Raw genomic sequence first — 13,067 nt, 5'->3', positions numbered from 1 at the left:
CACAGCCGGCCGGCCCGGTGTGACATTCGTTGCACCGGAGGGGAACGACGAATGTCACACCGGACGAAGCGTCAGTTCCGCGGGATCGTCAGGATCACCTTGCCGACGGTGTCGGCGGAGTCGAGCAGTTCGTGTCCGCGCGGCGCCTCGGTGATCGGCAGTTCCGCCGAGACGATGGGATGCACCGCGCCCTCCGCGATCAGCGGCCACAACCGCTTGCGGACGTCGGCGACGATGTCGGCCTTGCCCTCGCGACCCGACTCGGGCCGCCCCCGCAGTCCCGCCGCCGTGACGTGGGCGCGTTTGGCGAGCACCTTGCCCAGGTCCAGTTCGCCCTTCCGGCCGCCCTGCATCCCGATGACGACGAGCCGGCCGTCGGCGGCGAGCACGTCGACGTTGCGGCCCAGGTACGCGCCGCCCATGTTGTCGAGGATCACATCGGCGCCGTGTCCGTCCGTCGCCTTGCGGATCTCGTCGACGAAATCGGCTTCCCGGTAGTTGACGAGGATGTCGGCGCCGAGTTCGCGGCAGCGCGCCAGTTTCTCCTCGGAGCCGGCGGTGACGGCCACCCGGGCCCCCAGCGCGACGCCGACCTGGATGGCGTGGGTGCCGATGCCGCCGCCACCGCCGTGGACCAGCAGCACGTCGCCGCGGGACAGTCCGGCGCCCATCACGACGTTCGCCCACACCGTGCACGCCACCTCCGGCAGCGACGCCGCGACGAGCAGATCGACGCCCTCGGGCAGCGGGAGAAGCTGTGACGCGGGGACGGCCACCTTCTCCGCGTACCCGCCGCCGGCCAGCAGCGCACACACCTGGTCGCCGACGGACCACCCGGACACTCCCTCGCCGAGTTCGGCGATGGTGCCGGAGCATTCGAGCCCGAGGATGTCGCTGGCCCCGGGCGGCGGGGGATAGAACCCCTGACGCTGCAGCAGGTCGGCGCGGTTGACGGCCGTCGCGGCGACGTCGAGGAGAACGTGACCGGGGGGAAGTTCCGGGTCCGGCTGCTCGGCCCACGTCATGACTTCGGGGCCGCCCGGCTGATCGATCGTGATCGCATACATGGGAACGACGCTAGCGAAACGCGGCGCCGTCCGGTGCCCGCGACCGGTCCGAGCGACCGCTCGGCCTCTTCGGGCACCGCACGCTACTGGAAAGTAATGTTGCACTACTAGAATGTGAACCTGTGACAGCAGAAACCTCCGACGCCGAAGCCGCGACCAACTGGTTGACGCCGGCCGAGATGCGCGCATGGCGCGGCTACATGGACGGCAACCAGCGGCTGATGGACGTCCTCAACCGGGATCTGCAGGAGAAGCACGACCTCTCCCTCGCGGACTACCGGATTCTGGTGCTGTTGTCCGAGTCGCCGGACGGCTCGCTGCGCATGAGCGATCTCGCGGACGGCGTCCTCTCCTCCCGCAGCCGCCTCACCCACCAGATCCGGCGGATGGAATCGCAGGGCATGGTCACCCGCGACACCTGCCTCGAGGACGGCCGTGGGGTGCTCGCCGTCATCACCGACGAAGGTCGCGCCCGGCTCGCCGACGCGGCCCCCACCCATGTGGCCGGGGTGCGCAGCAACCTCGTCGATCTGCTCACCAAGTCTCAGCTCAAGGTTCTCGCCGAGGTGTTCGAACGCGTCGACAAGGCCATCGGCGACCGCTGACCGGTTGCCCGATGCCGCCTCCGTACCGATAAGATCGCCCACGGAAGCGTGGCAGAGCGGCCGAATGCACTCGCCTTGAAAGCGAGCGTCGTGAAAGCGACCGGGGGTTCAAATCCCTCCGCTTCCGCCAACGACCGGCAGCCCCGACCTGGTTTCGCCCCAGGTCGGGGCTGCTGTCGTTTCCTATTTCTTCCGCGGCTTCGGCTGCTTCGGCGGAAGTTCGGCGATCTCGGCGAGCGCGCGTTCGATCCACGGGGTGGTGAGGTCCGGGGTGTCCCGCCACCGGTCGGGCAGGGCCAGGTACTCGCGCATCGGCTTCTCACCCGGGCCGAAACCGCCGACGCCGTCGGCAGACGCTAGTTCGGCCTTCGCCTGCTCGGTGAGGAGCCGCACCCCGACGCTCGGCCCGAGCAGCCCGGCGAACATGTTGCCGTTCACGAACGCGCCCAGATTGCCGAACATCGGCTTCACCTCGACGCCGGGGGTGTCGGGGATCAGCGAGCGGAAGAACTGCTTGTCCTCCTCGGAGGGTGTGGGCATCTTCACGGTTACTGATCCTGACGTTCCTCGGGCGTCATGATGCTGAACGTCGCGCCCTGCGGGTCGGTGACACCGGCCATGCGGCCGACGGTGGGGATGTCCATCGCTTCTTCGACGATCGTGCCGCCGAGTTCGACGACCTTGGCTGCGCTCGCGTCGACGTTCTCGACGGCGAAGTACACCCGCCAGTGATTCGGGGTGCCGGAGGTCATCGGCTGACCGCAGCCACCGACCTGATCCTCGCCCACCTCCAGCAGGTGGTACGTGTACTCCGGCCCCATGGACATCGTCGACGAGGTGATCCCGAAGACGCTGTTGTAGAACGCGAGCGCCTTGTCGACGTCGCCGGTGTTCAGTTCGTTCCACAGGCACGCGCCCGGGTCGCCGACGAGCGAGGCGCCGATGTGCCTCTTCGCCTGCCACAATCCGACGGCCGCCCCGGTGGGGTCGGTGACGAAGGACATGCGGCCGGCGTCCGAGATGTCGAATGCAGGCATTAGCACCTGGCCGCCGGCGCCGGGGACCTTCGCGACCGTCGCGTCGACGTCGTCGACGGCGATGTACGTGTTCCAGTTCGCCGGCGCCCCGGCCTTCGCCGCCTCGGGCGGCAGCGGCGCGATGGCGGCGACGTTCTCGCCGCGCACAGTGGCCATCGAGTAGACGGGGCCCTCGGGCATCGGCCGGTCGTCGTACTTCCAGCCGAGCAGTTCCGCATAGAAGTTCTTGGCCGCGTCCTGATCGCTGGTTTGCAGGTCTACCCAGCTCGGTGTTCCCTGGGCGTATTCCGACTTGATGGGCATGACTGGACCTTTCCGTGTGAGGGGTGTCAGGCCGCCGGGACGGGGTGGCGGCCGGTGTAAGCGATGAGCCGGGTCACCGCGTCGCTGGTGTGCGGGGCGGGTACGGGGTCGTCGAACCCGACGGCCTTCCTGCCTTCGGGCGAGATGATCTTGTGTGCCAACGCCAGCACGTATTCGGCGAGTGGCTCGGAAACGGCCACGTCGCCATCGGTCGCTGCCGCGAAATCCCAGGCATGGACCAGGAATTCGATCGACAGAATCCCCGCCGCGACGGTTGCGGGAGCGTTGTTCGGTCCGAGTGTCACGGTGCCGTCGAGGCCGCGATTGCGCCATGCCTCCAGCGCGGGCTGGGCGAGGTCGGCGATTCTGGCCTCGACGGGTTTGCCGGGGTCGTCGTCGAATGTCGCGCCCGCCGCGCCGCCGAGGGCGGTGATCGAACCGGCCAGGTGATCGGTGAGTTGCGAGACGGTGAACTCGGTGCACGGCGTCTGCTTGGACATGTCGTCCGCCGTGACGCCGCGCAGGACGTGTTGCACGACAGCCAATGTCGCCTCGGCGCTGGACAGTTCGTCGAGCGGGTCCGGTGCGGCCGCCCAGTCGTCGGGCCCGGCGTCGCTCGTCTGCGCGGCGGCGACGAGCCGGTCGAGGTAATGGTTCCAGCCCTCCGCGTGGCGGGCGGCCTGTTCGGCATCGAGCCCGTCGTGCACGAGGCGCACCTCGGTGCCGCCGGCGGTCGGGGTGAGAGTGACCGTCACGGTGGACGATCCCGGTGGGAGTTCCTCGTCGCCTTCCCAGCCCCACCCGAACACCACCCGCTTGCCGGGCACGACCTCCCGGAAGGTGCCCGCCGCCGAGTGCCCGGGAACGACGGTCCACCGGTACTCGCCGCCGGCCTGCAGGTCGACGCGGGCCGCGACGGTCTGCCACCGCCGCAAGCGGTCCGGTCTGGTGACGAGATCGAACGTGGCGTCGGGGTCCAGCGGGACGACGACGGTTTTGTCGAATGGCATCAGCTGTCTCCTTTGGGTCCTGCTTCGTCGGTGGCGTCCGCGACGAGGCGGTCGAGTTCGTCGATCCAGAAGGAGTCGAACAACATGCGGAGCTGTGCGAGTCCCTGAGGATCGAGCCGGTAGTACCTGAAGCGTCCGTCCTTGCGCGCGGTGACCAGTCCGGCCTCGGTGAGCACCCGGAGATGTTGCGAGATCGCAGACCGGCTCGCGGGGAAGTGTGCGGCGAGGTTGTTGACGGTCTGTTCACCTGCGGTCAGCAGTTGCATGAGGCGTCTCCGGGTGGGCTCAGCTGCGACTTCCAACTGATCGAGCACGATCAATACGTTAGTCGTGACTAACACGTTGTGCAATGGGTCTCGCCGCCGACGTCCTGAGGTGGGAGAATTCTTGGCGACGAGGGAGTGAAAAATGACAACGTCAAGCCCCTGGCCCACGATTCACGAAGAACGCCGCGCCCTGGTGGACGACCTCGAACCGCTGACCGACACTCAGTGGTCGACGCCGTCGCTCTGCGAGCGGTGGACAGTGCGGGACGTGTTCGCGCACATGACGGCGACGGAGAAGATGACGCCGCCGAAGTTCGTCGGAAAGCTCGTCGGGTCGGGATTTCGGATCAACACCATGTTCGAGAAGGACATCGCGCACGAAGAGGAAGGAACACCGGCGGAGGCGCTCGACGAGTTCCGGGCGCACATGGCCGACTCCACCCACCCACCAGGCCCGATCGACGCCATGCTGGGCGAGATGATCGTCCACGGCGAGGACATCCGCCGGCCGCTCGGCATCGCGCACGAGTACCCGATGGACGCCGTCGTCCGCGTCGCCGACTTCTACAAAAATTCGAACCTGCTGATCGGGTCGAAGTCGCGGGTCGCCGGGCTGACGCTGCGGGCCACCGACACCGACTGGACCACCGGATCGGGACCCGAGGTCTCCGGCCCGATGCTGGCGCTGGTGCTGGCGATGACGGGTCGGCGCGCCGCGCTCGACGAACTCAGCGGAGACGGTCTGGACCAGTTGAAGTCGGCCTTGCCCAAGTAGCGGTCGCGCAATCCGCAGCCGTGTGAACCGTGGTGACTACAACGTGATCACGGTGGAGCACACAGCTGTCGCAAACCCTCTAAGCTCTTGTTGACCGGACGCATTTTGTACTGTGCAATCGGGGTCCACACAGTCCGGGGAAGAGGGTTTACTTTATGCGTCGCGAAGCAATGGCTGCTGTCGGTCTGGCAGTGTCACTGACCCTTCTGGGGCCGGCGTTCACTGCTGTGGCCGATCCGGCGCCCGCTCCGGTCGCGCCCCAGAGCAACGGCGTCGCGAGCGTCGACAAGATCGTCCCGCTCACCGATACCCGCAGCGCCGTCTTCATCAATTCCCCCGCCATGGGCCGCGTCGTGCAGGTCCAGGTCCTGCACCCGGCCGGTGGCGGCTCGCGGCCGTCGCTGTATCTGCTCGACGGCGTCAGCGCCGGCGCCGAGTCGGACTTCCGGGAAAGCACGTGGACGCAGAAGACGGACGTCGTCCAGTTCTTCGCCGACAAGGAGGTCAACGTGGTGCTCCCGGTGGGTGGCACCGCCAGCTATTACACCGACTGGCTGCAGCCCGACCCCACACTGGGAATCAACAAGTGGGAGACGTTCCTGGCCAACGAACTCCCGCCCATCATCGACAAGAACTTCAGCGGCAACGGCGTCAACGCTGTCGCGGGTGTGTCGATGGGCGCGATGGGCGCCGCCAACCTCGTCACCAGGCACCCGCAGCTCTACCGCGGACTGGCGGCCTACAGCGGATGCCTCGACAACTCGAACCCCAGCTCGCGTGACTCGGTCCGCGGCACGGTGGCGTTCAAGGGCGGGAACCCGGCCAACATGTGGGGTCCCGACACCGATCCCGCCTGGACCGCTCACGATCCGTCGGTGAACGCCGAAGCGCTGCGCGGCAAGCAGATCTACATCTCCACCGGCAACGGTCTTCCCGGACCGTACGAGATCACCGGAGACATCGCGTCGACCATCGCGGTGGGCGGTCCCCTCGAGGCGGCGGCGAATCTCTGCACGCAGACGTTCCAGCAGCGCCTGACCCAGCTCGCGATCCCGGCGACGTTCACCTACCGCAACTTCGGCACGCATTCGTGGCCGTACTGGCAGGACGAACTGCGCACGTCGTGGCCGGTACTGAAGAGCGCGCTCGGCGTCTGACCGGCGTTCCTAACCGACCACGGTGATCCGGTCGGTGTTCGGCGGCGTGACCGGTGAATTCGTTCCCAGATACGTCGTGAAGGCGTCGAGGTCGCAGCCCGCGTGCACCGCGTCCGTGCGGGTGCGGAAGGCGTCGAAGCCGTCGCCGCCGTCGGCGAGGAACTTGTTGACCGCCACCCGGTAGGAGACGGCGGGGTCGACTGCCTCGCCGTTCACCCGGAGGTCCGAGATACGTTCGCCGACGATCGCCGAGCGATTCAGGGTGTACGTCAGCGAACGAGACGGCGCCAGGATCCGTTCCGTGACCGTGCCGTCGCCGCGGGGCTGGAACTGCTGCTCCAAAGCGGCCTTCAGCACCGCGCCGGTGACGGTCAGGACCTCGAGGGTGTTGCCGAACGGTTGAGCGGCGTACGTCTGCCCGTAGGTGACGGCGCCGTCGGCGCCCCGCAGCAGGTCTTCGCGGAGCCCGCCGGGGTTGGTGAGCGCCACCTGGGCGCCGTGCCCGGACCCGGCGGACAGCTGGGCGTCGGCGACGGCGTTCCCGAGGGCCGATTCACCGCTGCGGGTCTCGTCGCGGGTGAGGTCGCCGGACAGCGACGCCACCCGCGACGCACCGACCCGGGAGGCCTGGGCGGCAGCGCTGTCGGCGAGCGCCTGGATGTCGGGGTCGGGCGGGATGTCGTGGGTGACCACCTGATTGAACGCGGACGCGCGGTCGCGCAGGACGTCGCGGGTGGTGCGGTCGATCGACACGTCGACCACGGAGATGATGCGGCCGTGGGACGCGCCCTGCATCATCACGCGCGGGTTCCCCATCGGGTCGGGAAACGAGCAGTTGTACTGCTGGTGGCTGTCGGCCGTGAAGATGACGTCGACCTTCGGGGACGCCCGCAGTGCGAGGTCGCGTGCCGGTCCCGACGTCACCTCGCACGAATTGGGGCCGTTGTCGGCGACGGGTTCGGCTCCCCTGTGCATCAGCAGCACGATGGCCCGCACGCCGAAGAAGTCGAGGAGATCCGCGGTCCGGTCGACGGCGGTGAGCTCGTCCGTGAAGCGCAGTCCGCCCACGCCCTCCGGTGTCACCATCGTGGCGGTGTCGGCGGGCATGGTCGCGATGACCCCGACCGGGATGCCTTCCACGTAGTCGACGGTGAACGGCAGTGTCGCGGGTGCGCCGTCGTCGAACTCCATGTTCGCGGCGAGGAGTGGGAAGTCCGCGCCCGCGAACGTGTTTCCGAACCGGCAGCCGTCGACGGGATGGCAGCCGCCGGTCTGCATCCGCCGGAACTCCGTGTACCCCTCGTCGAGCTCGTGATTGCCGATCGCGGACGCGTCGACGCCCATTCTGTCGAGCAGCTGCACGGTCGGTTCGTCGTGAAACATCGCGGATTCGAGCGCCGACGACCCCCAGTTGTCGCCGACCGAATACAGCAGCGAACGGGTGGCCTGCCCGCGCAGCTGGGCGACGTAGGCGGCCAGGTAGGCGGCGCCGCCGGCCGGGACCAGCGAACCGTCGGCGTGCTTGACCTGGCTGCGGACGCCGGGCGGCGGTTGGAGGCTGCCGTGGAGGTCGTTGAAGGCGAGGAGCCGGACGGAGACCGCCGAATCCTGGGCCTGCGCCGTCGGCCCCGACGTCACCGAGATCGCCAGCGTCGTCGCCAGTCCGGCCGCCAGCACGGCGGTGCGGATCACGGCGCGGCGACGCATGTGCGGTCTCCCTTCGGCAAAACCTCACTGAGTCTGCCAACAAGGAGTGACGGGCGTTGTACCCGTGGGTAACGGTTACGTCTCGAGCGTTACGCCCGGACCGCGACGTTCGCGATCGAGCGCGCCTCGGTGCTCGTCGCGAACGCGAGGAACGCATCGTTCTCGGCGGGATCGCCGATCGTGATCCGCACCCCGTCGTCGCCGTACGGGCGCAGCAGAACACCGGCCTCGGCGCTGGCCGCACCGAACGCTCCGGAACGGGTGCCCAGCGGGAGGTAGACGAAGTTGGCGGCGGATTCGGGTACCTCGTACCCGGCGGCGAGGAGGGCGTCGCGAACCCGGTTCCGCTCGGCGACGACGCCGTCCGTGCGTGCCAGCAGTTCTCCGGACGCGGCCAGCGACGCGATGGCGGCGGCCTGCGCGACGGCATTGACCGCGAACGCGATGTGCACCTTGCTCAGCGCGGTGACGACCGCCGGATCGGCGACCGCGTACCCCACGCGGATGCCGGCCAGGCCGTACGCCTTGGAGAACGTGCGCAGCACCACCACGTTGGGGCGTCCGCGGAACAGGGCGACGCCGTCGGCGTCGGACCGGTTGTACTCGAAGTAGGCCTCGTCGAGGGCCACGAGGACGTCGGAGGGAACGGCGTCGAGGAACCGCTCGAGTTCGGCCTTCGTCAGCGCGTTGCCGGTGGGGTTGTTCGGGTTGCAGACGAAGATCAGCCGGGTGCGGTCGGTGATCGCGGCCAGCATCGCGTCGAGGTCGTGCCCGTGGTCGGCGGTGAGCGGAACCTTGACGGGCGTCGCCCCGCCGACCTGGGTGACCACGGGATAGGCCTCGAAGGAGCGCCAGGCGAAGATGACCTCGTCGCCGTCGTTGCACGTGGCCTGCACCAATTCCTGGCACAGGCTCACCGAACCGCACCCCGCGGCGATGTTCTCCGTGGCCACCCCGAGGTGGTCGGCGAGGGCCGCGATCAGGGTGACGTGACCGTTGTCCGGGTACCGGTTCGCGTTGGCGGCGGCGTCCGCGATGGCGTCCCGCACGCTCGGCAGCGGGCCCAGCGTGGTCTCGTTGCTCGCCAGCTTGATCGCGCCCGGAAAGCTCTTGCCGGGGATGTAGGCCGGGATCGTGTCGAGGTCTGCCCTGGTTCGCGGAGTCACCAGGCGATTATGCGCCTCCCGATCGACTGCGCCGACGCCCCCTTCGTGCCAAGGTAGGGACATGTCGGGATTCTTCAGGGACAGTGCAGCCCTGCGGACGTCCGGAGACGCGCCGGAAAGCCCTCAGATGCGTGTTCCGCTCACCGCGGTGGAGCCGGACGGTCCGGCGCGGGGCGGGATCGTGGTCCTGCACGAGTCGCGCACGTTCAGCGAACCTCTCCTCGATCTGATGCGCTCGCTCGCGATGGAAGGGTGGGTGACGGTAGCGCCGCACCTCTTCCACCGGGAACCGGCGCCCAGCGACGTCGAGGTGTTCGGCGAATCGCTGTTCGCCGACTTCGATGCCACCTTCGACTGGCTGATCGCGCGGGGCATCTACGCCGACTGCGTGGGGGTGCTGGGTTTCGACGACGCCGGGACCGCCGCCCTGCTCGTCGCCACGACGCGTCCCGTCGGCGCCGCCGTGAGTGTCGCCGCCCGTGGGATCGTCGACCCGCTGTCGGAGGAGGCGCCTGCGCTGGTGCACGCCGCCCCCGAGCTGAAGGCCCCGTGGCTCGGTCTGTACGGGGAGGACGATCCGTCCACGCCGCCCGATCAGGTCGAGCTGCTGCGCGACGCCACCGCCAAATCCGACGTCGCGGGGCTCGTCGTGAGTTATGCCGGGCTCGCGCACCGGGCCGACGAACCGCCTCAGGTGCCCGACGGCAAGGACGACGACCCGGGAGCCCAGGCCATCGTCGACGCGCAGCGGCGGATCTTCGACTGGTTCGACAGCCACCTGCGATAAAGCGGCCATCCGTACGCTCTGACCAGCCGTTTTGCCTTTGTGGTGGAAAGGTGTGTAATCTTTCGCACCGGCGGTCCGAAGGGATCGGAACCACCCCAGGGAGGCGTGCCAGAGCGGCCGAATGGGACTCACTGCTAATGAGTTGTCCCTTTTACGAGGGACCGGAGGTTCAAATCCTCTCGCCTCCGCCACACCGGGCCTAGTCGGCCGGTGAGAGTTAGACAACTGAAGAACATGCGCCCGTAGCTCAACGGATAGAGCACTTGACTACGGATCAAGAGGTTAGGGGTTCGAATCCCTTCGGGCGCACAAAGAAGCCCCGTCGACTGCAGTGATGCAGGTGGCGGGGTTTCTCTTTGTCGGCTAGCAGCAGGTGGCCCCCTCGGCATCGGGGTCGAGGTGCCGAGGGCTCGACCCGAACGTGTCGGAGTCGGCGAGCACGGTGTAGACCTCCCACTTCTCGCCGGCGGGGCCGGTGACCCACACCTTGTCCTGGGTCGCGAAGCAACAGGTGGTGCCGAGCTCCTCGTCGGTGAAGAGGCCTTCCCCGGTCAGCCGTGCGATCTCCTCGTGCACTTCGGCGCTCGATTCGACCTCGACGCCGAGGTGGTTGATGGTGCCGCCCTCGCCGGGGTTCTCCAGCAGCACCAGCTTGAGGGGTGGCTGCGCGATGGCGAAGTTCGCGTATCCCGGCTTCAGTTTCGCCGGTGGTGTATCGAACAGTTTCGAGTAGAACGTGACTGCTTCCTCCAGATTGTCGACATTGAGGGCGAGTTGGGCGCGGGACATGACAACCTCCACCTGTGCGACATATGTCGAATTTCTTGCACTCCCAGGATCCCACCTTTTTGACATATGTCAAGAACCTGGGAGGATGGATTCATGCCCAAGACGTTGCCGGTCGTAGATGTCTCCGCGCCGATCTGCTGCGCGCCCGTCTCGGCCGCCCCGATGACTGACGAGGCCGCCCTGCACCTCGCGCTGCGCCTCAAGGCACTGGCCGACCCGGTCCGCATCAAGCTGATGTCGATCCTGCTGACCGCGAGCGAGGGTGAGGTGTGCACGTGCGATCTCGCGACCGGCGTGGGGCTGTCCGAATCGACCGTCAGCCACCACCTCGGCCAGCTGAAGAAGGCGGGAATGGTCCAGCCTGTCCGTCGCGGCATGAACGTCTTCTACAGCGCTCGACCGGATGCTCTCGACGCACTGCGGGTCGTCCTCGACCCCAACTGCTGCACCTGACGGTCACGACGTTCGCGTGCTCGATTCGAGGCCGATGGTGGTGGTCGTCGAACCGAGGCCGATCCTCGGCCAGCCGGCGGTGACCGAGATGAATCCCGACGCCGGGATCGCGTCGAGCCAGTAGTGCGGCTCGGTCCGGTACTCGGGCGGCCCGCTCCCGCACGGTTTCGACGCCGCCGCCGGATGGTAGGGGTCGGCTTCACCCTCGATGTCGTCGACGCGCGCCCGCACCGACAGGTAGGACCACCGCGTCGAGGGATCGCCGGGGTCGGACAGTGAGCGGGTCTCGTACTGCGCCAGCTCCGCGGGCCTGCCCGTGGCGGTCAGGGCCATCCGGAGTTGGAGTCCGTCCGCGAACGCCACGACCTCGAACAGCTCGAGCGTGAGGTCGTCTTCGGCCGTGAGGAGCAGGGGGCCGTGCACCCGGTGTCCTCCGGTGGTGGGTGGTGCTACTGCCGGCCAACGCGGTCTGCGCATGACCTCTATGATCCCACCGATCCGAATGCAGATGCAATGGTGGACAACGAAGTTCATGCCGTGTAGAGGCCGGCGCAGACCCGGTCTCAGCTGGTGGGCGGGATGAACTCCGGTTGGTCGAGGAGCCGGAGCCAGGTTCCGTCCGGCTGCCTGCGGACGACCTGCGCCCGCGCGCCGGATCCGTCCTTCGGCGGGGTGGACGTGAGCGCGATGTCGTCACTGATCAGGGTGGGGAGCGGTGTCTCCGGTTCGAAGCGCGGCGCGTTTGCGAGCACCGACTCCCACAGCTTCCGGATGGCGGCCCGGCCGACCGTCCGGCTGCCGGGCGGGTACGCCATGACGGCGTGCTCCTCGTACAGGGCGGCGACTCCGGCCGCGTCTCCGGCGTTGCTGCGCTCGACGAACAGCCGGGTGAGGTCTTCGGGGTTCTGGGCCTTCTCGTAGTCGGTCACCGGGAATCCTTTCGTGGGTGAACTGCTGTCCCTTTCCAGGGTGGTGCCGCCGCAACCGGAAGTCCAACAGATAGTTCTGCTGAATACTAGAATCATTGGTTATGGAACTGAGGCAGCTGGAGTACTTCGTCGCGGTCGCCGAGGAAGCGAACTTCACCCGCGCCGCGGAACGCGTCCACATCAGCCAGTCGGGGATCAGCGCGCAGATCCGGCAGCTCGAGCATGATCTCGGCGCCACGCTGATCGACCGCTCCAGCCGGACGGCGACGCTCACGGCGGCGGGGGAGGCGGCGCTGCTGCACGCCCGCGCCGCACTCGCCTCGGCCGACGCCATGCGGCAGGCCGTCGACGACGTGAACCAGCTGATCCGGGGCAGGCTCGTCGTCGGGATGGTCACCGCGTGCACGATCACACCGCTGTTCGACGCGCTGTCCGCGTTCCACCTCGCTCACCCCGGGATCGAGATCACGCTGACGGAGGACAGCTCCGACCGCCTCGTCGAACGCGTCCGCGCCGGTGCGATCGATCTCGCTCTCGTCGCCACCTCGACCGCCCCGCCGGAGGGGTTGGACGCCTTCCCGATCATCAGCGAAGGGCTGGTCGCCGCCGTGTCGCCGGATCACCCGCTGGCGGGGCAGTCGCGAGTCACGCTTGCCGAACTCGGCGACCATGCGATCGTATGTATGCCGACCGGAACGGGCATCCGGACGGTGTTCGACGAGGCGTGTGCGGCCGCCGGCCTCCGCCCCGGCATCGCCCTGCAGGCGAGCGCACCCGACGCCGTCGCCGATCTCGCGATCCGCGGGCTGGGGGTCGCGATCCTCAGTGAGTCGATGGCCACGGACTACCGGGGCCGGTTGACGGCGGTCGCCCTCGACGGCGTCGACATCCCGGCCGTGCTCGCGCTGGTCTGGAAGAGCCTCGGAGGTCCCGCGCTCCGCGAACTCGTCCGGCACACCCGCCGCTCCTTCGGGGACGTGCAGACCGCACCCGCCGCCGCCGTCGGCCGGTGACTC

General features: G+C 68.2%; 16 protein-coding genes and 3 tRNA genes. 9 read left to right on the top strand and 10 right to left on the bottom strand.

Annotation, left to right across the window (positions count from 1 at the left end; all coding sequences use genetic code 11):
- Positions 1-71: 71 nt before the first annotated feature.
- On the bottom strand, positions 72-1,067 hold the full coding sequence (locus BLV94_RS24935) for an NAD(P)H-quinone oxidoreductase (RefSeq protein WP_072938423.1): 996 nt from the start codon (positions 1,065-1,067) through the stop codon (positions 72-74).
- A gap of 122 nt (positions 1,068-1,189) precedes the next feature.
- On the opposite strand from BLV94_RS24935, the gene BLV94_RS24930 reads away from it, so the two are divergent.
- On the top strand, positions 1,190-1,672 hold the full coding sequence (locus BLV94_RS24930) for a MarR family winged helix-turn-helix transcriptional regulator (protein ID WP_072938420.1): 483 nt from the start codon (positions 1,190-1,192) through the stop codon (positions 1,670-1,672).
- 42 nt (positions 1,673-1,714) lie between these two features.
- A tRNA-Ser gene (locus BLV94_RS24925) sits at positions 1,715-1,802 on the top strand.
- A 53-nt stretch (positions 1,803-1,855) separates the two neighbouring features.
- Here BLV94_RS24925 and BLV94_RS24920 read toward each other — a convergent pair.
- Genes BLV94_RS24920 through BLV94_RS52145 form a run of 4 tightly spaced genes read right to left on the bottom strand, consistent with a single transcriptional unit; the run spans position 1,856 to position 4,288 of the window.
- Positions 1,856-2,218: a TfoX/Sxy family protein gene (locus BLV94_RS24920; RefSeq protein ID WP_072938417.1), complete on the bottom strand. Its 363-nt coding sequence runs from the start codon at positions 2,216-2,218 to the stop codon at positions 1,856-1,858.
- A 2-nt stretch (positions 2,219-2,220) separates the two neighbouring features.
- Positions 2,221-3,012: a VOC family protein gene (locus BLV94_RS24915; RefSeq protein WP_072938415.1), complete on the bottom strand. Its 792-nt coding sequence runs from the start codon at positions 3,010-3,012 to the stop codon at positions 2,221-2,223.
- Positions 3,013-3,038: 26 nt separating this feature from the next.
- Entirely contained in the window at positions 3,039-4,022 is a 984-nt protein-coding gene (locus BLV94_RS24910) for a TIGR03086 family metal-binding protein (protein ID WP_072938412.1), read from the bottom strand.
- Positions 4,022-4,288, bottom strand: a complete 267-nt coding sequence (locus BLV94_RS52145) for an ArsR/SmtB family transcription factor (RefSeq protein ID WP_241031441.1) — start codon at positions 4,286-4,288, stop codon at positions 4,022-4,024. Before BLV94_RS52145 ends, BLV94_RS24910 begins: the two co-directional genes overlap by 1 nt.
- A gap of 142 nt (positions 4,289-4,430) precedes the next feature.
- Between BLV94_RS52145 and BLV94_RS24900 the strand changes: the two genes are divergently transcribed.
- Positions 4,431-5,063, top strand: coding sequence for a maleylpyruvate isomerase family mycothiol-dependent enzyme (locus tag BLV94_RS24900; RefSeq protein ID WP_072938407.1), 633 nt, complete (start codon positions 4,431-4,433; stop codon positions 5,061-5,063).
- A gap of 155 nt (positions 5,064-5,218) precedes the next feature.
- Positions 5,219-6,220, top strand: coding sequence for an alpha/beta hydrolase (locus BLV94_RS24895; RefSeq protein WP_072938400.1), 1,002 nt, complete (start codon positions 5,219-5,221; stop codon positions 6,218-6,220).
- Positions 6,221-6,229: 9 nt separating this feature from the next.
- On the opposite strand, the gene BLV94_RS24890 is transcribed toward BLV94_RS24895, so the two are convergent.
- Both BLV94_RS24890 and hisC read right to left on the bottom strand, forming a co-directional pair.
- Positions 6,230-7,927 carry a bifunctional metallophosphatase/5'-nucleotidase gene (locus tag BLV94_RS24890; RefSeq protein ID WP_072938399.1) on the bottom strand — a complete coding sequence of 566 codons (1,698 nt, stop codon included), beginning with the start codon at positions 7,925-7,927 and terminating at the stop codon, positions 6,230-6,232.
- An 89-nt stretch (positions 7,928-8,016) separates the two neighbouring features.
- A complete protein-coding gene (hisC, locus tag BLV94_RS24885) occupies positions 8,017-9,093 on the bottom strand; it encodes a histidinol-phosphate transaminase (protein ID WP_072938396.1) in 1,077 nt (358 codons plus the stop codon).
- A 61-nt stretch (positions 9,094-9,154) separates the two neighbouring features.
- On the opposite strand from hisC, the gene BLV94_RS24880 reads away from it, so the two are divergent.
- From BLV94_RS24880 to BLV94_RS24870, 3 genes are all read left to right on the top strand, one after another.
- A complete protein-coding gene (locus BLV94_RS24880) occupies positions 9,155-9,880 on the top strand; it encodes a dienelactone hydrolase family protein (RefSeq protein ID WP_072938393.1) in 726 nt (241 codons plus the stop codon).
- Between the two features lie 99 nt (positions 9,881-9,979).
- A tRNA-Ser gene (locus BLV94_RS24875) sits at positions 9,980-10,071 on the top strand.
- A 45-nt stretch (positions 10,072-10,116) separates the two neighbouring features.
- Positions 10,117-10,189, top strand: a tRNA-Arg gene (locus tag BLV94_RS24870).
- Between the two features lie 54 nt (positions 10,190-10,243).
- Here BLV94_RS24870 and BLV94_RS24865 read toward each other — a convergent pair.
- Positions 10,244-10,669, bottom strand: coding sequence for an ArsI/CadI family heavy metal resistance metalloenzyme (locus BLV94_RS24865; protein WP_072938390.1), 426 nt, complete (start codon positions 10,667-10,669; stop codon positions 10,244-10,246).
- 93 nt (positions 10,670-10,762) lie between these two features.
- On the opposite strand from BLV94_RS24865, the gene BLV94_RS24860 reads away from it, so the two are divergent.
- Positions 10,763-11,122, top strand: coding sequence for an Rv2640c family ArsR-like transcriptional regulator (locus BLV94_RS24860; protein ID WP_072938387.1), 360 nt, complete (start codon positions 10,763-10,765; stop codon positions 11,120-11,122).
- Positions 11,123-11,125: 3 nt separating this feature from the next.
- On the opposite strand, the gene BLV94_RS24855 is transcribed toward BLV94_RS24860, so the two are convergent.
- Positions 11,126-11,599: a hypothetical protein gene (locus BLV94_RS24855; RefSeq protein ID WP_072938384.1), complete on the bottom strand. Its 474-nt coding sequence runs from the start codon at positions 11,597-11,599 to the stop codon at positions 11,126-11,128.
- 86 nt (positions 11,600-11,685) lie between these two features.
- Positions 11,686-12,051, bottom strand: a complete 366-nt coding sequence (locus BLV94_RS24850; protein ID WP_072938382.1) for a YybH family protein — start codon at positions 12,049-12,051, stop codon at positions 11,686-11,688.
- A 101-nt stretch (positions 12,052-12,152) separates the two neighbouring features.
- On the opposite strand from BLV94_RS24850, the gene BLV94_RS24845 reads away from it, so the two are divergent.
- Positions 12,153-13,064, top strand: a complete 912-nt coding sequence (locus BLV94_RS24845) for a LysR family transcriptional regulator (protein WP_072938378.1) — start codon at positions 12,153-12,155, stop codon at positions 13,062-13,064.
- Positions 13,065-13,067: the final 3 nt, after the last annotated feature.

Origin of the sequence: Rhodococcus koreensis (assembly GCF_900105905.1) — a bacterium.
In the GTDB taxonomy this organism is placed as follows: Bacteria; Actinomycetota; Actinomycetes; order Mycobacteriales; family Mycobacteriaceae; genus Rhodococcus_F; species Rhodococcus_F koreensis.
This window is presented reverse-complemented; position numbering and strand designations above follow the sequence as displayed.